Source organism: Nitrospira sp. Nam74, assembly GCF_965152615.1.
The window spans coordinates 777,013-798,467 of record NZ_OZ224220.1; the positions used below are offsets into that span (position 1 = coordinate 777,013).

The window sequence follows — 21,455 nt, forward strand, 5'->3', positions numbered from 1 at the left end:
ACATGACCTCATGGCCTAACGTGTATATTCCCGACGGAACCGACCAAGGAAGTCGCATTCCGTCCGCATTGGAAGCGAACTATTTCAATGTGGACGAAATGACACCCGAGGAGTTACTGGCCATGGGGGCGGAGTTGGCATCTGCGTTGCGCTTTATCAACGTCAAAAATGAAAAAGACGGCACGTGGGCTGACCTCTTTCTCGCTGATGAAGCGGTGGTCATGGCATTGATTCTCAGCACCAACGTCAAGCGGCTCGAGTCAGACTTCCTGCGTGCTGCCGAGTTCAGTCTCCGGCGCATGGCCACCTGCGTGTACCGGCTGGCCAAGGCGATCGACTTCTGGTTCAGAACATTGCAGGCGTCGGATGGCCACGCAGGAAAACTGCTGAGCCTGAAGATGGCCGAGGTGATTCAAGGCAAACTGGCTGCGGAACTCGCTGTGGTGCGGGCCTATACCCGCCGCCTCACGCGCCAAGGTGATGTACAGACAACCGATTTCGGCAGCTTTGCCCATATGTGGGGGATAGGGCAAACCGAGGGGCCGCTCGTATTTCCGCAATCCAAATTATCTAATGCGACATCGGCGACAGAAGCCCACAGCCATGTGCGGTCCGCGTTTTATTCATTCTTGCATGCGATTGCCTATTTCAAGAAGAGCACGGCCAGGTCGTGGCAGGACACGTTCCAGAGTCAGACGCACAACCCCGCCATCGGTCTGTTCATTGCGTTTCTCCGACTGTTTGAAAAGGCGCAGGACACCATAAACACGTTTAGCCAACGGCATCTCTCTTTTTATTACCACCAGTGTCTACAGGCTGTTCCCATGAGGTTTGTCCCGGAGAGCGCCTATCTTCTGTGTGCGCCAGCGGCGCTCAATCATGATGTGTTTGTCTCCAAGGGAACTGTGTTCACTGCGGGGAAGGATGACGACCAGCACGAGCGTCTGTACCGGGCCGATGACTGTCTGGTCGTGACCGACGCTCAAGTCAAATTGTTGTACACCCTGTACTTGGAGCGGGATCGCCTGATAGTGCCCGAGCGGGAGTTACAGTATGTCACCCGGGCTCAAACCATACGCGTTCTGCTTCCTGGCTCTCTTGAGAGTGATCGGCCCATCACGGCTTGGCCTCTCTTCGGCGCTGGAGAAAAAAGACACGGACTAGCCGAACACGCAGAAATGGGTTTTGCGATTGCTTCACCGATTCTGTTCCTCAAAGAAGGGCGGCGAAAGATCGACATCACCCTGCACTTTAAAGGCCCAGCGGCAAGTGATGAGGCCTCCGGACGTGCCCCCTTGGAACTCCTCAAGCAGGCTGAATCGAGCGAAGCATTTGCCAAACAGCTGGGGAAGGTGTTCAGCCGATATCTTCTCACCGGTCCGGAACGACACTGTTTTAGCCTGGAGAATGTGCAGTGGCGCATCCTATTGGACAAGAAGGAATGCCCGGAGGGTTTACGTCAGGAGTTTGCGACTCACAGCTGTGCGCTTGTGGGTGCGCGGATCGAAGTCATCATCGAGGGGAAACGCTGGAGCCTCACAAGCGGGGAGCGGACTTACCAAATCAGGCAAGAGGGCCATCGAGTGACGGTGTTAGAAGAATGGCTGACCGAGGAAGATAAACAGCTCATTCTCGAACGCGTGCAAAGGTGGTCGGATCCCGCAGTATCTTATCAGGCTATTCGTGCTCTCTTCGGTGGAGACCGGGAGGCGCTTGCCTACACATTCCTCAACAACCTGTTCACGATCAGTCTCACCACGGAACAGGGATGGCATGATGTCGGGCACTACACGATGCAGCTTCACCGGAGTGAGATGGAGCTTTCCAGCGGCGGCCTCACATGCAGCCTCACGTTGGGCCCGGGCATTGCGCCGATCACTTCCTATATGGCTGAGGTGCATGGTGGCCGGTGGAAGACGCAGCTGCCGGTCATTCGCTTCTGCCTGAATGCGCAAAGCACTCGGTGCGCCTACTCGTTGTTTGAGGACCAGCCGGTACGTGATATTGCCATTGAGACCGCAGTCGAAGAGGTGAACGATGTGCTGGTCTACAATAACTACGGACAGCTCGACCCGTCGAAACCCTTCCAGCCCTTCGGCCCCCTGCCCACAGTTCACTCGTACATGGTGGTCGGAAATTATGAGATGGCAAGAAAGAAGCTCGTTGAGCTGAAACTGAAGATCGAGTGGGGCGATCTGCCGAAAGACGCCGGCGGATTCCGGAGCTATTACCAAGGGTATGGGCCCCCGCTGTCTACCGAGAGTTTTCAAGTCGAACTGTTAAGTCTTCAGGATGGCCATTGGCAGCCGGCGCAAGACAGTCGCCGTCAAAAGATCGCGTTATTCGATGCGGAAAAGACTGAAGGCAGGATCAACGAGACCCGTGTCCTGCCGGTTGATATTCTTCATGGCCGGAAACCAATCGGTTCGACACTTTCGGAAGAAGAATACCGGTTCGGTGTCAACGCGAGGAACGGTTTTTTCAAGATGGCACTCGTGGCACCTGATGATGCATTCGGTCATCGGGAGTATGCACCACTGCTGGCTCAGGTCTTGTCGCAGAATGCAAAACTGAAGTCGGCGACGCCCATCCCCAATTCTCCCTATACCCCGCTGATCAAGCGAATGGGATTGGAGTACACGGCCAAGAGCCATCTTCATGTGGAGTCTGGCCTCATCGATGCGAATGACGCGGGCGAAATGGTGTTCCACCTCCATCCGTTCGGTGTGGAAACCGTATTCCCCTCCGAGGTGCCTACCTCTCCTACTCTCTTGCCTCAGTACCACTACGACGGAAATCTCTTTATTGGACTTTCTGCTCGACGATTGAAAGGACCCCTGACTCTCTTGTTTCATTTGTCCGACGATTCTACCCAAGAGCCATCATGTGAGCGACCGGAGATCACGTGGTTTTATCTCGCCTCTAATCGTTGGCGACGGCTCGATCAGTCGTGTGTGGTGTCCGATACGACGGACGGCTTTTTGTCTTCAGGCGTCGTCACTCTGAATCTTCCCGACCAGATTAATCAGGACAACACCATTATGTCCGAGGATCTGTCCTGGCTGAGAGTGTCTGCCAACACGCTCCTGGACTCCTTCTGCAGCCTCTACTCAGTGCAAGCCCACGCGCTCAAGGTCACGCGCTGCGACAGTGGCAGCCCGGTCTCACCAAAGACGCTCCAGGCAGGAATCCAATGCCGGCCGGTGGTCTCGATTCCCGGGCTTGGAAAGGTGCGTCAGATCGGGGACGCGTTTGGCCGAAGACCTGCGGAGAGCCGGACTCAGCTGAACACGCGCCTCAGCGAGAGGCTGCGTCACAAATACAGGGCGTCAACGCCGTGGGATTACGAGCGGCTGATTCTGGGCGAGTTCCCGGGCCTGTTCAAAGTGAAGTGCTTTCCACACACGATGTTCGGAAAAGCGGAGCCCCATCCCGGTCACGTCTTGATCGTGGTCGTTCCGTACGTAAAGGCGGGTGAGCGCAGCAACGATTTCCGCGCCATGGTCAATGCACATGAGTTGAACCGCATCCACACGTTCATTCATAACCTGGCCGCCCCTTGCGTTGAAATTGAGGTGCGCAATCCGGTGTATGAACAGATACAGATCAGGTGTACCGTCAAATTCACCACGGACCTAAGCTCGGGACTCTCGCTCGAGAGGCTGAACGGGGCTATCAACGATTATCTGTCTCCATGGCACGAGTTGGGGTGCAAGGCCCGGTTTGGTTGGTGTATCCGGCGGGAAGATATTGAGTCCTATCTCCGGGGATTGGACTATGTCGACGCGGTAACCAATCTATCCATGCTCCATATCACCGAGGACGACCAGGATCGATTCAGCCTTGAAGACACAGCGGCGATGACCGAGCGCCGGCCACGGACGGATCACTCAGACAGCGCGTCATTAAGTGCGCATGGCGCGTCTGAAGAAATCCGGCCGAAATATCCGTGGAGCCTTGCGATCCCGATCAGGACGCATTTTATTCAGACCATGGATCGTCGGCAGACGATTCAGGCCAAACGAACAGGACTCAATGAATTGGAAATCGGAACGACGTTGATCATAGGCTCGACTCAGCATGGCTAGGAGGAATCGAGACACGCTCAAAGCCTTTTTTAAAAAGGGGGCGTTGCCGTCTGAAGAGCAGTTCCACGATTTCATCGACTCCGCCCTGAACACGATCGATGAAGGATTTAGCAAGTCGCCCGAGAAGGGTTTGGAAATTTCCTCCGTCGGGAATTATGACCAGCTGATCACTTTTGGCCGGAATGATCAACCCATGTGGGTCGTCCGGTATGATGAGGGCCACCACACCCTCCTCTTTCAAAACCTCCAGGGCGCGACGCTGCCCTTGGCATTGACCGAGAGCGGCCATGTGGGGGTGAATCAAAAGGAACCGGCATGGCCGCTCGATGTGGCCGGAGTCATCAGAGCGGAAGGGCGAATCGGCGTCACAGTGACCAAGGACACAACGGTCCCGGCTGACGGCGCCTGGCATGACATCACCAATGAACTGAGCGGCTGCCAGGCGTTTGAAGTGATGGCCGGCGTCGGGAAACGACGGACAGGAAAGTATGCACTGATGCAGGCCGTTGCCATCAATACCTTCAATCCAAAAGGACTGTTCTTTAATTTCCTGAACCTGAAAAAACGAATCCGATACCACCAGGCGTATTACCGTTCATTCACCGATAAGTTAAAGCTGCGCTGGTACGGAGCCAATCAAAAATACACGCTGCAGCTTCGCTCCAACAGCGACTATGGAGATGACGTTCAGATCAGGTATTACCTAACGAGGCTGTGGTTTGATGAGGATATGAGCGAATCTTCTCCGCAGACAAGCCGTGAGCCCGGAGCAGAGAGAGATTGATGGAAAGCCACTACATAGAGAGAAGGACGGATGCGGAGGACAAGACCAGCTTTGACAGTTTGAAACGAGACGGACTCAAGGTAGTCCAGGAACTGTCCGGGAAAATGTGGACGGACTATAATCTCCACGATCCCGGGGTCACGATTCTTGAGCAGCTCTGCTATGCGCTCACCGATCTGTTGTATCGGACGGACTTCAAGGTTGAAGACTACCTCACGGATGAAGACGGGATCCTCGATTGTTCACGGCTGGCCCTGCATCCTCCGGACATCATCTTCCCCTGCCGCCCGACCACGCTCACCGATTACAAAACGACCATCCTCGACGCCATAGTTGAATTGGAAAATGTCTGGCTGTGCCAAGGGAGCGGCACGACCTACCGTGGGCTTTCGCGTCTCGCTGTACGACTAAGGCCACTTCCAGGAGAGGCGAGCGGAGAGGAGCTGCGTGAAAGGGTGCGGCTCCTCTATGGAAGAAACCGCAACCTGTGTGAGGATGTCGAAGACGTCAGCATCGTCCGGGAGATCGAGTGCGATCTGCATGCCGAAATTGAAGTGTCAGGAGAACGGAACCGCGCTGATATTATGGCGGACATTTATTATCAATGCGCACGGCGCGTGCTGCGTGGGGTGAGGTGGTGCCCCGTTCAAGAGGGCCTCCAAGAAGGCAGAAGCCTGGAGGAGATGCTCAGGGGACCAATTTCTCGCAGCGGCGCGATCGAGGATGACGGACTGGACGACGATGGCGATGAGACACTACTCGCCGATCTGTTTTCGATCATCAAAGGAATCGACGGCGTCGAGCAGATCATGAGCCTCTCGATCGTGCCTGTACAGGAACAAGGGTCGACACCACTCGGGTATGAATGGCCAAAGGCGGTCCTCCGCCTGCGCGTTCCTCGCGACGCCGGTGAAGTCAAGGTGACGTTGAGCAAGAATGGAAGAGAACTCTCCGTCCCGACCCCGGAAGTCGTGACTGGGTACAAGAAGCTGAATTTCAAGCACGAGCCGATTACGCGCCAATTTCCGGGCTCCGCCGCACTCTGCGCGCGGCCTCAGGGCGTATTCCGAAACCTGTCGGTCTATACGTCCATCCAAAATCATTTTCCTCGCATCTACGGCATCAACCCGTATGGTGTGCCGAACTCTGCACCTCCAGATGTCAAAGCCAAGGCCGCACAGCTGAAGACGTATCTTCTGCTGTTTGAGCAACCTATGGCCAACTATCTGGCCCATCTGGATCATCTTCGGACACTCTTTTCGACGGACCATCCGCGGAAGCAATCCTATGGTCGCCAAGTGCTGGACGATGCCATCATTCCCGGCATCGACGCATTCTATGAGGAACCTCCAACCGATGTTCTCCGTAGGATCGTCGGCAAGTACGACGACTCCACGGACCGTAAAAGTCGTGTGCTTGACTACCTGCTGGCTTTGCATGGGGAAACCTTCACTCAGGAATCTCTGCGGCATTTTAGTTATTACTCTTCTTCAGAACGGGCGGAGGAGGTCCTCCTGGAGAACAAGCTCACCTTTTTGAAACAGATTGTGGAGATCGGTCGGGACCGAGCGGGCGCTTTCGATTACAACGCCGACTCCTGGAATTCGTACAATGTCTCAGGTCTACAGCGGAAGGTCAGCCTGCTGCTCGGATTTCGGCATCAGCAGAGCCGGTCGCTGACGATGCCCATTTTGAAGCATGGGCTCAAGCTGATTTCACACGAGCAATACAGTCGATTGCAGAACGGGATCCTGGACCTGAAGTTCACCACACTGCAGGACATCGACGAACAGCCGGGCGCGCAGTTTCATCGGATCCCGACGACAAGGCGTGGCGAGCGAGCCAATCCAACTATCCTTCGTCGGCGTATTCAGGATCTGCTCCCGTTGAAGCACAATCTGCTCAGCGATGCGTTATTGCGGTGCGGAATCGACATGGACCGGTATCGACTGGGAAGCCTCACTGCCAATGAGAATGATCAACTGGTGTTCCGCGCGGAACTTGAGGGGCCCTGGTGGTACCTTGGAACATGCGCGAACAAGGCGCGTGGGATGAGAGCGGCAAATGCGCTGCGTTGGTTTCTGATCCATCTCAACATCGAGAGCGAGGGGTTCCATCTCGTGGAGCACATTTTGCTCAGACCCGAGGACCGAGCGACGCACGCGGACCTGGCTTTGCCGAATGACTACGACTTCTACTCCTTTCGACTCAGTGTGATTTTCCCGGCCTGGACGGCGCGCTGCCACACTCGTCAATTCCAACTCTTGGCCGAAGAGACCGTTCGAGTGAGTTGCCCGGCGCATATTGCCCCGGAGTTCTATTGGCTGGATTTTGACACGATGTGCCGGTTCGAACTCCTCTACAAGAACTGGCTTGATGCCCGCACTGCCTCCAGGAAAGATAGCGAAGCACGCAATGCGGCCGCCAAGGCCCTCATCGTCTTCCTGCTCCATCACAAAAGACGCGACGCGAAACCGTAGGCATTCAGGAATGGGGAATCGCCACATCATCGAACACGCGGTCATAGACATGACGTTCAGCTCGGAAGACCTCGCGTTCGAACAGCAGGCAATGATGAGCGACTATGTTCAGCGCCGGCTGATGCCGGTCGTGGACGAAGTTTTTACTGAATATGGCCCGGTAGATAAAGTGCTCAGACTTGACCGCCTGGAAATCGATTTAGGCCCCATGGGGGACCACGGCTTTCAGGACGAGATGCCACGCAGGCTGCGAGAACGACTGGGGAGCGTCTTGCGAGAACAACTTCGGTCGATAGAGACGGCCTCGACAGCCACAGAAGCGGTCCTCTCGCAACCACGCTCCCAATTCGAGCGGCTCGAATACTTTCTCCGAACGGGTCGCCTGCCTTGGCAGGCGAATCCGACCGATAGCGAGAATAGTGATCGCATGCTCCAACGCATCGTTGAGTCAAGTTCCGAGCAGCTCGTCACTTTTTTAAAGCAATCAGCAGCGAGAGAACGTCCCATCCAACGACTGGTGAATCAGTTTCCCGTTCACATTCTGGCCGGCATCGTGAGGGCATTGGTATCCGGCTATTCAAGTGCGATCGTGGCTCTGATTGATGATTTGCGAACCGTCCCGATGCACATGCGCGCCAGAGGTCCGGTGAACCGTGACCTAGGTCAGTCTCTTTGGAAAGCGCTCATCGAGGAGCTCGTGGTGCTTCACGGAACCATTGTTCATCCGAAGGATCTGGTCGATCGGGTGTTGAGGAGGGTCTCGCTCTACGAAGGCGCGACGTATTCGCAGCTCTTAGCCCTCGTTGCTCACGAAGCGGTCCAAGCTGACCATCCCCAGGAAGATCATGTGCCATTGATTGCCATTCTGAACACGTTGAGAACAACGGAAAACGGCACGCAAAGGCACGCGCTACCGGCGGATGTAGAAATAGCGAAGATAGCGCCATTCCCTGACGGCGAGGAAGATGCTGAGATGGGAGCAGCCGAATGGGACGGCGTGGAGGTTGCGGTACCCCTTCAAGAGGCGCACCTGCGAACCCAGATGGTTGAGGCGATGGTCCGTAGCCGTGTGGCCGGCATTGAGGCGATGTGGCCGATGCTGGTGCAGGAACATGCGGCATGGCTGGAAGGGATACTCAGACAGTACGGGCGGCGGGCGGAGGTCAGGCACACGATTGCCTGGAACTTTACGGATTCTATGCTCCGGGAGCTTGTGGGGATCGTCGAGCCGGGTGCGCGCGAGTTTATCGATGAGGTGATCGAGAGACCGGAGCTCTTCCAGCGAGCGAGCGACGCCCCGCCCGCGGAGCCAGGCCGTCAGAAGAAACGGCTTTGGGAGTGCACCCTTGCCTATTTGCTGGTGGAGCGCGGGAGTCGATTCAATGCGCGCGCGTACCTCGGAAGCGTGATTCGGCAGATGGCTGCGCATGACAATCTAGGCGAGCGCGACCTGCTGCGCTCCTTGACGGCGGCACTGGATCAGATTAGAGCGTCTTCAGCGATGCACCGCAAGTTGGTACAGATGCTGAGGGAACTCGCGACAGAACATGAGGACCGACCGTCACCCGCAGCCGAGTCTAAGAAATCCAGTGAGGCCGTGATTCGCGCCTATGATCTCTATGCAGGGCTCGCAGGGCGGTTGTATAGCGAGGGGGGGCGCTATCCAGAAGACGTCAGCGAACTGACAACCCTACTGAATGACTTGATCCGAGAGTGTCCCTGGCAATTGCAGCGGTTCTATCGGGAGCTTCAGGCCGGCGTGCTGTCCTGGGCACAGGCGGTGGCCTCGCTCTCTGCCAACGAACTCCGACAACTGATCACCGCAGTGCTCTCCGGGACCTCGCCGGGCGGTGCCGATTTCATCCAAGCAATGGACACCGCTGCGACCCGAGCCCGGCATGCCAATCTCTACTATGAGCAGATCTTTGCCTGCCTGATGTTGAATCAGGTGATTGACTTAGAGGCGATCCTCGCAGGGAACCGGTCAGCGGAGAAAGTGAGTAGCGAGGACACAGTTCTGCCGCCTGATCGAGAGGTCCCGCTGTCCACCGAGTTGCAGCAGCGTCACCTCTCGTCTCCGCTTACCCCTTCGGCTGATGATAAGCGCCCGTTTCAGGAGGCGCGGCTGCGAACCCGGCTGGTCGAGGCGATGGTGCGTGGCCATGTAGCCGACATTGAGGCGATGTGGCCGATGCTGGTGCAGGAACATGCGGCATGGCTGGAAGAGATACTCAGACAGTATGGCCGGCGGACGGAGATCAGGCACACGATCGCCTGGAACTTTACGGATTCTATGCTCCGAGAGCTCCTGGGGACGGTGGAGCCGAGTGCGCTCGACCTTATCGACGAGGTGATCGGGAGACCGGAGCTCTTTCAGCGAGCGACTGGTGCCCCGAACGCCGAAACGGGCCACCAGCAGAAACGGCTCTGGGAATGCACCTTGACCTATCTGTTGGTGGAGCGTGGGAGTCGATTCAACGCCCGGGCGTATCTCGGCAGCGTGATTCGGCAGATGGCCGCGCATGACAATCTTCGGGAACGCGACCTGCTGCTCGTCTTGATGGCGGGGGTGAAGCAAGTGACGGGATCCAATCGGCTTCATCACGAGTTCGTGCAGTTGCTGGAAGAATTGGCGCTGGAGCAGGAGGACAGACCGATGTCTGCAGCCAACGCTGCGGTCGCCGGCGAAATTGTGCTCCGCGCGTACGATGCGCAGCCTGACCGAGAGGCGCCACGTTCCACCGAGTCGCAGGGGGGCCATTCCTCAACCCAGATCGCCACTCTGCCTGAGGACGAACTCGCTGCATACTTGAAAGAGTCCTACGGAGTGACTCCGGAAGAGATAGTCCGCCTCACAGAGGCGTGTGAGCAGGTGTTGAGTCGGCAGCCTACCCGATTGCGGCGGGTGTTTGAAGCGAGCCTCGATAATCCGAAGGCTGTTACAAAACTTATTGAGCTGCTGCCGGAACGATGCCTTACCCGTATCCTCTTCTTGTTGCGGGCCGATCAGCATGCGCAGGCCCAACAGGCTGCAGATACGATCGTCATGGCCGGTATGGTCAAGGGTTTTTGCATCGCACCCGAGCGCCTGCACCGGCTGAAGTGGCAGTTTCTCTTTACGTATCTAGTGCTGGAAGGCCGTCCGTTTGATGAAAAGAGGTTCGCCGTCGCCTTTGTCGACTATTTGGCAAAACAATCCGATACGATGGATGCCAAGGAGATCCGCGCGTTTCTTGCCCGACAGCTGGCGATGACGATGCTTCCATCGACGCGATCATGCCATCTGGCGCTCATTGACGCGCTCTCACAGACGGCCGACGACGCTTCAATCCCCATGCCGCGGCGCCTGACTTTCGAGACACCCAATACCGGTTCTCATCGTGAGCAGGAGATCGAAGACGAGCCCTGTGATGAAGAGATCTATATTGCCAATGCCGGCCTTGTTTTGGCGGCGCCCTATCTGCCAAGCCTCTTCGACCGACTGTATCTGACTGAGCAGGGAGCCTTTAAGGACCGGAAGGCGGCAGAGCGTGCCGTGCATCTGCTGCAGTACCTGATCAACGAAAGAACGGCTTCACCGGAATATCAGCTCGTGCTGAACAAGCTCCTCTGCGGCGTGCGAACCGGGACTCCGATCGCAAGGGAGATCGCGCTCATCGATCCGGAACAAGAGATCATCGAAGGGTTGATCCAGGGGATGATCCGGAACTGGACGAGCATAGGCCAAACTTCGAGCGCCGGCTTGCGACAATCCTTTTTGCAGCGCGAAGGGCGACTGCAGCGCAAGGAAGACGCATGGCATCTGCTCGTAGAGCCGCGGGCCTATGACGTGCTGCTCGATCAGATTCCTTGGAGCTTTTCCATCATCAAGTATCCCTGGATGGAACGAATCCTTCATGTGGATTGGCGATGAAGACCATGCATGTCCGGTATGCCAACGCTGCCAGCCTGGAGCAGGAAATCGACTGGTTCAGCCGGGTCTTGGAGGCGCGCATCAGTCTCTACTTTAAGCAGCCGTGCGAGTATCGCTCCATCGAGGACATTGCGCCTCCTAATCTTGACGGCGACGACGGCTCGGAATATGCCCGCCTGGTGAGTGAGTGCAAGCTGAGCCGCGAGGAGCGTCTCGTGCTGATCCTAGCCCTGATTCCTCACATGCGGCCTCAGGCGTTGGACGCGTTCTTTGTATCCAACAAGAATTTTAATCGAGGCTTCACCGAGTTCGGTGGCTGGAAGGGCAAAAGCCACGGCGGGTTTCTCCCAACCTGCGAAACGGCCTCCTTTCTTTTGGCGGGAGCCGACCTGCACATGCGTTTCGACATCATTCGGTTGTTTGAGGCCGATCATATCTTTGCCAAGAAGGGAATTCTACGGGTCGAGCCACACTCAACGGGTGAGCCGTTTTTCAGCGGAGGGCTGATTATCTCGACCGAGTACCTGAACCGGCTGACTTCAGGCATTTCCCATAAGCCGGATTACAGTATGAGCTTTCCAGCCAAGCTGATTACGACACAACTGACGTGGGACGATCTCGTGTTGGCGGATGACGTGTTGGAAGAAATTGAACATATCAGGACCTGGCTTCACCACTCGCAAACCATTATGGAGGAGTGGGGGTTGGAGAAGTCCATCAAGCCGGGCTATCGCAGCCTGTTCTATGGTCCGCCCGGGACCGGCAAGACGCTCGCGGCAACCCTCATGGGCGCGGCCGCGGGAATCGATGTCTACCGAATCGATCTATCCATGATCGTCTCCAAATACATTGGAGAGACGGAGAAAAATCTGGCCAATGTCTTCGACCAGGCGCAACACAAGAACTGGATTTTGTTTTTTGATGAAGCGGACGCGCTTTTCGGCAAGCGGACACAAACCAGTAGCTCGAACGACCGCTATGCCAATCAGGAAGTCTCCTATCTCCTCCAGCGGGTTGAAGATTTTCCGGGGGTGGTCATTCTCGCAACCAACCTGAAGGCGAATATCGACGAAGCCTTTGCACGCCGCTTTCAGTCCGTCGTCTATTTCCCCATGCCGGATGCGGAACAGCGTCTTCGACTGTGGGCGGGCATGCTCAAGGGCAGACGCGATCTCGCCCCAGATGTGTCACTAGAAAAACTGGCTGATGTCTACAGCCTTTCCGGTGGCGCCATCACCAATGCCGTCCGCTACGCCGCCATTAGGGCTTTGCAGAATGGGAAAGAGACCATCAGCCATGGAGACCTTCAGAAGGGAATCGCAAGAGAGCTGATGAAGGAAGGAAAAACAGTATGAGTGCCCGACAAATCCTTGGCTTGCTGAGCGGGCAAGGAAACCTCCACGCCTCCTGGGGCGATAGAGAAACAGACTACGTATGAACCATGCCGCCATGAGATTCCTGCTCCTTGTCTTGTTGGTCTCTTCTGTACCGCTGAGCCTCTTCGCAGAACAGCCCAAGCCATCGGCGAATGGACCGGCCACGGTACTGGAGAGATTTACGTCGCAAGAAGGCGGGGCCCAAGTAAAAGGAGCCAGAACCCCACCGGAATGGACCCCGACCGATTGCGGATGTGAACCTGTTCCCACGTCCTTCCAACTGTTCGGGCTGTATCCATTTCAGGCCATCACGAAAGAGACCCCGATCAATTTCGCGATGTGGTCGAGGATCGAATATGCCTTCCTATCGCCGGATGCCTATGGCACCTTTTCATCCTGGAACGAGCCTAGCCATGAACATATGAACGACCTCCCGCATCGATATGGAAGACAGGTCGATGTTGTGATCAGTCAGAACACCTGGCTCACGTTCGATCATGAAGATCCGGATGCATTGGACTTGACCAGTAGCCAGATTACTCAGACACTCACAGACAATATGGTGAACCTTGTGAGTCGGTATGATTTTGATGGGGTCACCATCGATTTCGACTTTAGTCGTCCTATGGGTGTGTTGAAGGAGAAGAATGGAGAACTTCAGCAGGCGCGTGCCCAGAAGCTGACTCAAGAGCTTGTTGAGGCGATCAGTAGGGACGTCCATCAACTTGAGCGCCGATTGGTCCACCTGAAACACAGCTATATCTCCTTCATCCAACAGTTGCACAAGGCGCTCAAGGAAAAGAATGAAACCTATCGACTGCACCTGACACTGGGAGATTATGGAGCCGTCGCGCTGGAAAAGGACGGAGTCTCGACCACGATTCCGGGTCGTCTGTTCACGAAACAAGAAATGGAACTGCTGGCCGAATCCGTCGATTTCATGCTCTTCATTCCAAATGTGAAAGAGTCGACCGGACAGTGGGGCAAAGCCATGGGCGCCGTGGATGAAGCGTTTCAGGATTATCGTTATGGCGAAGATTCACAGATCTTCAAAAAGCTGGTGATCATTCTCGATGCGAACGAACGTGGGGCGGATGACAAAGAGATTGTCGGAGAAGAATTCAAGACCATCGACAGCAACAGATTCGGTGGTGTCGGGATCTGGGCACCGAACCAGACCGTGGAGAAGGTGGTGACGCAGAAGGCCAATGAGATTGTGCAGCGTGAAGAGGATTACGTGATCACCTTCGCGTCGGCGGCATTGCCGAAAGCACCCTGCACTGTTGTGTGCCTGCATCGGGCCTTTGTGATCCCGCTTCTTGCCGGGTTGACATTCGTGTATGTCGGAGGGGGCATCCTTTCGGTGTTCCTTGCCGAGTTACGGCGGCTCTATCGAACCTATTTTGTCTACGTCCTGGTAGGAGGCGTCATCATCATTCTGCTCTTTTTGTCCCTCGTCTTGTGCGTGCCGAGCTTGTGGGAGGGGATTCAAACGCAAGTGGTCTTGGCCTTGCTGATGCTGCTGGGTGGTTATTTTGTGAAATCGACGGTGGATAAGAAGCGAGCCGCAAATTACCCGTAAGTGACCCTGGAGGGATAAGACCAGGCATGGTGGCTTCGGCAGGGCGACTCTGTTCCCTGCGATGCAGCGAGGCTCATGCGGCGGACGTTAGTCAAGCCCGCCAGTGCCATACGAAAAGCCAGTGGTATTTGCAATCAAAGGAGGACGGGCCATGACAATGTTTGTGCCGAGTCAAGCCGATCAGGAGCGCCGCTCCGCCGTCATAAATCGTACCCCGCAGGTCGAACGAGCTTTGAAGGAACGGAGTCACTTCAGCCTGAATCAGACCATCGATGCCAGTCCACGCATGGTCGCCCAGATGAAGCAACTGCGCAGCATCTTTGGGGAGGCGGCACAGTTGAAGGGCGGGCCGGATGAGGAAGAACTGCAGATGAAGGCCGACACAGCGGTGCCCCAGCATCCCGCAGGAGAAATCCTTCAAGGCAAGGGTCCTCAGAATGGTGTTGTCGCGCACATGCAGGGGTCTCCTGCCTCATCCATCAACCGTACCGGTCTGCCCGATAATCTGAAGGCCGGCATCGAAGCTCTCTCCGGTTTTGCGATGGATGATGTGCGCGTCCACTACAACTCATCCAAGCCCGCGCAGTTGCAAGCTTTTGCGTATACGCAAGGCACGGACATTCATGTGGCGCCCGGCCAAGAGCAGCATCTCCCGCATGAGGCCTGGCACGTCGTGCAGCAAAAACAGGGACGTGTACAGCCGACGAGGCAAATGAAAGACGGGGTCGCGATCAATGATGATGCCGGATTGGAGCACGAGGCCGATGTGATAGGAGCCAAGGCGCTCACGGATGGCGGAAAACATCAGTCCTTGGTCCAACGGAAATGTGATGCGTGTGCAGAGGAAGATGCAGGCCACGCGCAGCACGTCGTCTCGCGAATGCCATCACATGCTCCCTTCCAGCTCGTTCGGAACGGCATCCATGCGGCAGTCGTGCAGTTGAGCTGCTACTTTTTCAAGAATGCAGACTGCCAAGGGCAGCGAGTCTATGCATCAAGCAAACATAATTTTAGAGATTGGGCGACATACAACTGTTCAGGCGAACGCGGCGGAGACGACTGCGTGGACAACGATGGGAAAGGGCATTGCTACTGCCCCAGCCTGCAAGAGGAGGACACTGGATCGGACCGTAAACCGGGAACCTCCGGCCCCCTGAGCGCCTATGATGATCCTACGACGAGTCGTGCTTCAAAGGCCTTGATTGAGAGAGGATTGTTGACCGGACAATATCCACCTCGGTGAGCGTTGTGAACTGCTTTGAGTGGAATTACCAGTGTCCGCCGTGGTCGCGGCCGACCGGAACTGACGTAGTCGGTAACAACTCAGGGTCAACCGCATGTTAGGGTCAAGGGCGCCTCGCCTGGTTATCCTTCGACAACTGGTTATCCTTTGATAAGAGGAAGAAGCCATGAAAACAATGGATCAACCCGAATCCGACCGTCAACCATGGGCCGCATCCCGTGCGGGGCACGCGAATCCGCAAAGAGAGGGTCTCACAATTGCCGGCAACGGAGTGGTGGTGAGCGCTGCACGGCGCCTGGCAGGCGCGATTCACAATAGCCCGCGCTTAGTTGCCCAGCGAGCCCAACTCTCCCGCATGTTCGGCAAGGCGGCGCCATTCAAAGATGGATCCGGAGACGTGGAGCTCTCTCAAGGGAGACTCGAAGCGCTTTGGGGGAAGACAGCAAAGACCGCACCGGCAGCCGCTCCTGGCCCCGTCGTTCAGCACAAGAAAACGACCAAGCCTGGTGACAAAGAATTGATGGATACATTCCCTGAATACAAGCTGCCCAGCGCCGTTCTTTCCGGCAAGCTCGCCGATTCCGAAAAGGGCGATGCCATTTGGGCGCATCTGACGTCGGTCTATAACACTAACAAGGACAATGGTCAGCGGTATTGGGGAGAGTTGAACAAGGCCATCACGGACTACAAGGACGTGGACAAGAAAGGGACCGTGGTGGGCGGGAACACCGGCAAGCGCACCGGGTATGACTCGCGATTTGCATCGAACTATTCCAACACGGTTGAGGGCCTTGGCGGGACGAGTTATCGTGTCAACACTAGAGGATACGATCCGGGCAAGTCCCCAAAGCCGGTGGTGCCGACAGGCATGTACGAAGGCAATTACAGCAATGAATTTGATGTGGCCGGCGGCACTATCAAGGCCGCCTGGAACTTTGGAGCCAGTAAGGATCGGGATACGGGTGTCGTCGGTTACGACGACGAGGCGCTGGAGGTGGGCAAAGGGCTCAATAACTCCGAGATTCTGTGGCAACAGTACCAGCTCGCCGCATCGCAGCACTTTAGCGCCGATCCCGATCAAGCGAACAAAGTACAACAAGCCATGAAGAATATCACGACCATTAAGCGTGATACGGTCATTAACGATGAGACGCAGGAGACGGTGTATATGGCCTATCCCGATGGCAAAAAATGGGGTGATGAGGACAAGGTGTGGAGGCCGAATCAGGAGGAATTCATGGCGGTCCTTGGGACGCCGAACGCGAGAAGCAGTTCCCACTTTCTCAAGGATCATCTCGATCAAATCGAGAAAACCATAGACAAAATCACCACCACCTCAGCCGAAGGCATCGACATCGATTTTACCCCTATCTGACCTCGCGGCACAGAAAGGGTGCGGTAGCCTTGTATCCAAGTCTTGGAGCCATGGCTCCCAGATAGCTTGCGTCTATCAGGGCCTCCCGGGCTTGTGAAGTCAGAGCCCCGCACTTTCCAGAACATATGGCTGAGGCTGATGGAAACTCATTCGAACTCGAAAATACGATAAGGCGCGCTTGACGGGAACCTCTTGAACTGCACGTACGTCGCCAAATTCCATCGTCATCCGGGAAGAAGCGGCCTTACGGAATTTAATGATGAGAAGTTGGTTCACAGTAGGCGCTTGAGGCATCATGAGTTCGACCTCTGCCATATCGATCGCAAAGATGATGGCCATGCCCTCGTGCGTGACAAAGTTTTCTTCATTGAGGGGCTCGAACATTTCATAGGAGCAGATCCGTGAGACCGGCGTTGAGTCTCCGATGTGGGGGGTTGCAAAAGAAGCCCCAAAAAGCTCCTTCATATCCATGGATGATCTCCTCTACATATCTAAGGTGGAGCGTGCTTGAACTGCCGTACTGCCCGTCCGCGCTATGGGGTTTACTATACAAGCAAGGCGTGCACAGTGAGGGTAGGCCCGTGGGATGTTGGTTTGAAAGAAATGGAGTTTTAGTCTAGGCCAAACTTCTCTATGTGGCGCAGTGCCGTATGTAAAACGCGGCCGCTTGCGATCGGCGACGAATCTGAAGTTTTTGAAAGATATGGCTTACGTAGTTCTTGATCGTCTTGTCGCTGAGCCCCAGAGCAACTCCAATTTCCTTATTAGTCTTACCGTCTGCTAAAAGGGCAAGCACACGGGACTCTTGTGGAGCCAATGGCGTACTCTTCTTCTTTCCGACGGAACTCTCCGACGGGTGCCTGGGGGCGACGGCGTGTGCGGTGACTGACCGATCGAGCGAGCGTCTTGCAGGCGCTGAAACGCCATCGATGAGCGCTTGTCGGCGGATGGTCTTATGCAGGTGCCCATGCGCGCTTCCGACAAGAGGGGCAGGCATTACTTCTTCGTCGGAGAAGGAGGTAAGAACCAAGACGCAGGTCTGTGGCGACAAGGCGGGGATTTTGCGGCAGACGTCTATGCCGGCCCCATCTGGCAATCGCAGATCCATAACCACCGTGTCTGGTTTCAGTCGAATGGTGTGTTCAACTGCAGACGCCATCGTGTCTGACTCACCCACCACGTTGAATTGTGCCTGTTGCAATAGCTCTCGTAACCGCTGCACGACTTCGCGATCGTCAACAAGTAACAGTCGTACCTTCTCTCGACTGCTCATGGCTACCGGCACCTCTTCTGCCCCTTCGTCCAGAAGCACCCTACGGTTCATCGTCACGCGAGAAAGATGCATGCTGTTCTTTCATTGCTCACCGTAATAGTGCTGTATAGTTCTTCAGGCATAAGCAAAGTTTCGGCCAATGGTATTACAATAGACGAATCACACATGAAACCGTTGCGAAGCGTGATCCTAAACGGCGCATCGTGCTCATTGACGATGATGACACACGCCAGGACATTGCTCGCGTCCCCTCACCGCACAAAGCCGGTTCTCTGTAGCCCATACTGACCTATCATGGCTAGGTTAATCCGCCGACTTGCCACAGCCGACCGATTCTGTGTAGTCTGATAGCGATTCTCAATATCACCTAGGCCAGAGACCGTTTGTCCAGAGCCCGGCTGCTTGGCAGCTTGGGCTCTTTTTTTTGCCATGTGCAAGACGCAGGAGCATGAACGATTTGAACCGATCCGATCTCGTCATTGAATTCGAGGCACACGTGTCTGATCTGCACCGTGTCCTATCGCATCGTTTGGTCGAGCCGAGCGACGTGTCTGATGTCATTCAAGAGCTCTGGGTAAAAATCCTGGCCCTTCCTCTCACGGATTCTATTCGCCATCCGCGCGCATACCTTTTTCGCGTGGCCACGAACCTGGCCATCGATTGGGTGCGCCGTCGGTCTGCCGATCTACATCGACATGCGGAACTGGACGACGCCGACGATGAGTTGTCGCTTCTGCCTACTCAGGAAACGATGATGCAGGCACGGCAGCAGTTGAAATTGCTGGACGATGCTATTAACGAACTGCCGCCGAAGTGCCGGCGAGTATTTGTTCTGCATAAGTTGCGAGACTGGTCGCATAAGGAAATCGCCGCGCACATGGGCATCAGCCAAAACATGGTGGAAAGGCATGTCATGAAAGGACTCTCGTACTGCCGGAAGCGTCTCGATCTCGCCCCATAATGCTCCAACGACTCGCGCGTTCATCTATTCGCAAAAAAATTTTTAGAGCTGGAGGTCAGGGTCGAGCAGTCGCCATACGTCTTACATCCGATGAGTGATATCGATAATCAATATCATTGTAAGGGGCTCCATGTTTTCGCGCATTGTTCTCTGCGGTGTAGTGGTCTCACTGAGCGTGTCTATCCTTTCGTGGTCCGGTACTGTTGTGGCGCAAGAAGGAATGCCTTCTGATCATGGAAGGGCGGAGACATCTCGGCCGGTTGTGGACAGTGAAATTTCGAAGCCAGGAAAAACCGTGGCCATGCCCGAAGTAGCCATTACTGCCACGAGGAGTGAACGCCCGGTGGCATCGATCCCCGAGGCCGTGACAGTCATCACGCGCGAAGACATCGAAAAACAGGCCTCCTCACGCGTGACGTCGGTGAATTGCTGGGCAAGTTGACTCCGGGGTTGGCTCCCGGCAATCAGTCGCTGAGCAACTTCGGCCAAGTCCTCCGCGGCCGAAATGCACTGGTCATCATCGACGGCGTCCCGCAAGGCACGGCCCGCAATGCCGGCCGAGACCTCCGAACTATCGATCCGTCCGCCATTGAACGCATCGAAATCGTGCGAGGGGCGACGTCCATTTACGGAGACGGCGCGACGGGCGGCATCATCCATATCATTACGAAGAAGCCGGCGGAGGGCAAGGCGACGTTTACGACCGACCTGTTGGCGAGTACCGCGGTGACGAACCCGACCGCGGGGCTCGGTGGCCGATTGGTGCAATCGGTAGCCGGGAAAAAGGGCGCGTTCGACTACTCGTTGAGCGGGGCCTATGAGCGAACCGGGGGCTATTTCGATGCGGCCGGCAGCCGCATTCCTCCTGACCTTCAGAGCGCCCAGGGCGGATTGTCGGATCTGAATACGTATAATCTTTTTGGAAAGTTAGGATATGAATTTGCCAAGCAGCGTCTTCAACTCACCGCCAATCGGTTTGTCAGCTCTCAGGATACGGACTACGCGACGGATCCCTCCGTCAACGCCTTCCCCCCGAAAACCCAGAAGGCGCGGACACGTCAAGGATTGCAACTGAGCGACCAACCCGGGATCGTCAATACCCTGGTGAATGTGGATTATAACCACGCTGGCCTGTTGGGCAGCCGGCTCCACGTGCAGGGGTATTATCGGAACTACTCAACCCGGTTTTTCCCTTTCGATGGCCGCACATTTGCCGCTAACCCGTTTATCTTTCAGTCCCGGGTGGAGTCGGAAAAAGTCGGTAGTCGTTTGGAAATCGATACCCCTCTGCCGGTGCCGGGTATCACAGTGCCCCGGCTGCTGTGGGGGCATGGATTTCATCCGGGAAGTCACCGCTCAGCGTGCCGCCATCATGGACCCGGCGGCGTATGACAGCAGCGGTGGCCTAGTGTTCAATCAGACCGGTGATCGAATCTGGGTCCCTCCCATGACTCAGCGCAACATCGGGTTATTCGCGCAGCTGGAATGGAGCCCGTTTTCGCGGTGGGTGTTGCGGGGCGGCGTTCGACACGAGCGCGTCGATCTCGACGTCTCCAGCTTTACGACGCTGGCGGGTAATCCGATCGCAAGCGGCGGCCGAAGTTTTAATGCCACGCTGTTTAACGCCGGCACTGTGGTCTATCTGACCGACGAGATCAACGTGTTTGGCAGTTTTGCGCAGGGATTTTCGATCCCGGATACCGGGTTGATTCTGCGTGCGGCCCCGGCCGGCTTTCGTTTCTCCTCCTCGCAACTCGCTCCCATCAAGGTGAATCACTATGAAGTCGGTGTCCGCGGTGAGTGGAGCCGCATCCAACCGTCTCTCTCGGTGTATTACAACGAATCTGACCTGGGCGTGACGTCGGGAGGATTCTTCGCGACTATCATCCGCGCGCCGGAACGGGTGTACGGCCTCGAAGGGACGCTCGATATTCAGCCGATCGAGCGCTGGCGGGTGGGTGGCACCTTCACGTGGACGGAGGGAGAGAATGATCCCGATCTGAACGGCGACTACACGGCGCTCAACGGGTTCCGGATCGCACCCCTGAAGCTCACGGGGTATATCGAACACGATACGGTGCCGGCATGGCAATGGCGTAACCGCCTTCAGGTCCTGTATGTCGGCGGGCGTGATCCCGGCCTCGCGCCAACCGTGTTCGGCGGTCGGCCCGTCGACCCCTATACCCTCGTCGATTTCATCAGCACTGCGAAGGTCGGTCCAGGATTTCTGCAATTTGGAATTGAGAACTTGTTGAACAATGAATACTTCAACACCATTTCACAATTGCTGCGGACGGGGCGGAACGACAGTTATACCGCCGCCCGAGGCATGGTCATTTCACTCGGCTACACCTTCAAATACTAAACGTATCGGCCATGA

Annotated in this window: 13 protein-coding genes; 11 read left to right on the top strand and 2 right to left on the bottom strand. The window is 56.0% G+C overall.

Annotation, left to right across the window (positions count from 1 at the left end):
* The first annotated feature begins 2 nt into the window (after positions 1–2).
* The 8 genes from ACWHYZ_RS03865 (at position 3) to ACWHYZ_RS03900 (ending at position 16,841) form a co-directional block, all read left to right on the top strand.
* Positions 3–4,088: a hypothetical protein gene (locus tag ACWHYZ_RS03865; protein WP_447985974.1), complete on the top strand. Its 4,086-nt coding sequence runs from the start codon at positions 3–5 to the stop codon at positions 4,086–4,088.
* Positions 4,081–4,872, top strand: coding sequence for a hypothetical protein (locus ACWHYZ_RS03870; RefSeq protein WP_447985975.1), 792 nt, complete (start codon positions 4,081–4,083; stop codon positions 4,870–4,872). Before ACWHYZ_RS03865 ends, ACWHYZ_RS03870 begins: the two co-directional genes overlap by 8 nt.
* On the top strand, positions 4,872–7,352 hold the full coding sequence (locus tag ACWHYZ_RS03875; RefSeq protein WP_447985976.1) for a hypothetical protein: 2,481 nt from the start codon (positions 4,872–4,874) through the stop codon (positions 7,350–7,352). Before ACWHYZ_RS03870 ends, ACWHYZ_RS03875 begins: the two co-directional genes overlap by 1 nt.
* A 10-nt stretch (positions 7,353–7,362) precedes the next feature.
* Positions 7,363–11,265 carry a contractile injection system tape measure protein gene (locus ACWHYZ_RS03880; protein WP_447985977.1) on the top strand — a complete coding sequence of 1,301 codons (3,903 nt, stop codon included), beginning with the start codon at positions 7,363–7,365 and terminating at the stop codon, positions 11,263–11,265.
* On the top strand, positions 11,262–12,620 hold the full coding sequence (locus tag ACWHYZ_RS03885; protein ID WP_447985978.1) for an ATP-binding protein: 1,359 nt from the start codon (positions 11,262–11,264) through the stop codon (positions 12,618–12,620). Before ACWHYZ_RS03880 ends, ACWHYZ_RS03885 begins: the two co-directional genes overlap by 4 nt.
* 94 nt (positions 12,621–12,714) lie before the next feature.
* The gene (locus ACWHYZ_RS03890) at positions 12,715–14,223 is read left to right on the top strand and encodes a hypothetical protein (protein WP_447985979.1); all 1,509 of its coding nucleotides are present in this window, start codon (positions 12,715–12,717) and stop codon (positions 14,221–14,223) included.
* Between the two features lie 151 nt (positions 14,224–14,374).
* Entirely contained in the window at positions 14,375–15,466 is a 1,092-nt protein-coding gene (locus ACWHYZ_RS03895) for an eCIS core domain-containing protein (RefSeq protein ID WP_447985980.1), read from the top strand.
* A 166-nt stretch (positions 15,467–15,632) separates the two neighbouring features.
* A complete protein-coding gene (locus ACWHYZ_RS03900; protein WP_447985981.1) occupies positions 15,633–16,841 on the top strand; it encodes a hypothetical protein in 1,209 nt (402 codons plus the stop codon).
* 99 nt (positions 16,842–16,940) lie between these two features.
* Here the strand turns inward: ACWHYZ_RS03900 and ACWHYZ_RS03905 are convergent, their stop codons facing one another.
* Both ACWHYZ_RS03905 and ACWHYZ_RS03910 read right to left on the bottom strand, forming a co-directional pair.
* Positions 16,941–17,312, bottom strand: a complete 372-nt coding sequence (locus tag ACWHYZ_RS03905; protein ID WP_447985982.1) for a hypothetical protein — start codon at positions 17,310–17,312, stop codon at positions 16,941–16,943.
* 160 nt (positions 17,313–17,472) lie between these two features.
* On the bottom strand, positions 17,473–18,186 hold the full coding sequence (locus tag ACWHYZ_RS03910; RefSeq protein ID WP_447985983.1) for a response regulator: 714 nt from the start codon (positions 18,184–18,186) through the stop codon (positions 17,473–17,475).
* Between the two features lie 376 nt (positions 18,187–18,562).
* On the opposite strand from ACWHYZ_RS03910, the gene ACWHYZ_RS03915 reads away from it, so the two are divergent.
* From ACWHYZ_RS03915 to ACWHYZ_RS03925, 3 genes are all read left to right on the top strand, one after another.
* Complete coding sequence (locus ACWHYZ_RS03915; protein ID WP_447985984.1) at positions 18,563–19,075, top strand: RNA polymerase sigma factor; 513 nt, start codon at positions 18,563–18,565, stop codon at positions 19,073–19,075.
* Between the two features lie 426 nt (positions 19,076–19,501).
* Positions 19,502–20,467 carry a TonB-dependent receptor plug domain-containing protein gene (locus tag ACWHYZ_RS03920; RefSeq protein WP_447985985.1) on the top strand — a complete coding sequence of 322 codons (966 nt, stop codon included), beginning with the start codon at positions 19,502–19,504 and terminating at the stop codon, positions 20,465–20,467.
* Positions 20,406–21,440 (top strand): TonB-dependent receptor, encoded by a 1,035-nt coding sequence (locus tag ACWHYZ_RS03925; RefSeq protein ID WP_447985986.1) that lies wholly within the window; start codon positions 20,406–20,408, stop codon positions 21,438–21,440. Before ACWHYZ_RS03920 ends, ACWHYZ_RS03925 begins: the two co-directional genes overlap by 62 nt.
* Positions 21,441–21,455: the final 15 nt, after the last annotated feature.